Origin of the sequence: Pontibacter beigongshangensis (assembly GCF_014332515.1) — a bacterium.
GTDB lineage: Bacteria > Bacteroidota > Bacteroidia > Cytophagales > Hymenobacteraceae > Pontibacter > Pontibacter beigongshangensis.
The window spans coordinates 1-874 of sequence record NZ_VFSD01000063.1 but is presented as its reverse complement, the minus strand read 5'-3'; the positions used below and the strand labels follow the sequence as shown (position 1 = coordinate 874).

The 874-nt window shown below is 49.5% G+C and carries 1 protein-coding gene; it reads left to right on the top strand.

Annotation, left to right across the window (positions count from 1 at the left end; all coding sequences use genetic code 11):
• The first annotated feature begins 188 nt into the window (after positions 1 to 188).
• Complete coding sequence (locus tag FJM74_RS22100; RefSeq protein ID WP_241739301.1) at positions 189 to 704, top strand: DUF4920 domain-containing protein; 516 nt, start codon at positions 189 to 191, stop codon at positions 702 to 704.
• Positions 705 to 874: the final 170 nt, after the last annotated feature.

Here is an 874-nt window from a genome sequence, read left to right as displayed (position 1 = left end):
GAAATATTACAATCAACATATTTTATGCACTCGAACAATCTTTAAGCTTCCAATACTACCAGCTCAGGTTTCGCAACATTTCAGAACGCAATCCGGCACAATCCTTATATTTGTTTCGCGCCTTATCCAAAGTGCTAGCAGTACCCAAACATCATCACAAGGTTTTATACCAATCTTGCAGAACAACCATGAAATCTAACAAGCTTTTATTATTGGCTGCCCTGGCCGCCACCTGCAGCTGCAGCCAGCCAAACCCCGAAACAAAGCAACAGCACAGCACTGAAGCATTGAGTGAAGCAGCACCTGTGGCAGGCACGGTGTATGGTGATGCTATTGTCGAAGAAAATGTGATGAGCGTAGCCGAACTGCAGCAGGCAGCCGCCCAATCTGATTCGGTGCAGGCAACGGTTACCGCCGAAATTGTGGAGAGCTGCCAGGCCAAAGGCTGCTGGATGGACGTGAGACTGCCCGACAACAGCACGATGAAAGTGAAGTTCCGCGATTACGGCTTTTTTGTGCCCACAGAGGACCTGAGCGGCAGGCAAGTTGTTTTTTCGGGCATTGCCAAAAAGAAAGTGGTGTCGGTGGCCGAACGGAAACATTATGCCGAAGATGCCGGAAAATCAGCCGCGGAAATTGCCGCTATTACTACCCCCAGCGAGGAGCTAACCTTTGTAGCGGATGTTGTAATGCTCAGGGAGTAGCCAAACGCCTTTAGGCCAGTGAAGAAAATGGCCGCTTCAGGCGTAAATTGCAGCTTTCTATCTGCCCCTGCTCTACGTGCCGCGTTTGGTTTCTGCTTCCTGCAATTAGTTGCCTCACACAGCACTACACCCTGAAAAGGCTGCTCCCTGGCAGCCTCTTTTTAATTATT

Coding starts and splice junctions, on each gene's coding strand:
- FJM74_RS22100 (WP_241739301.1), top strand. CDS start 189: ATGAAATCTAACAAGCTTTTATTATTGGCTGCCCTGGCCGCCACCTGC.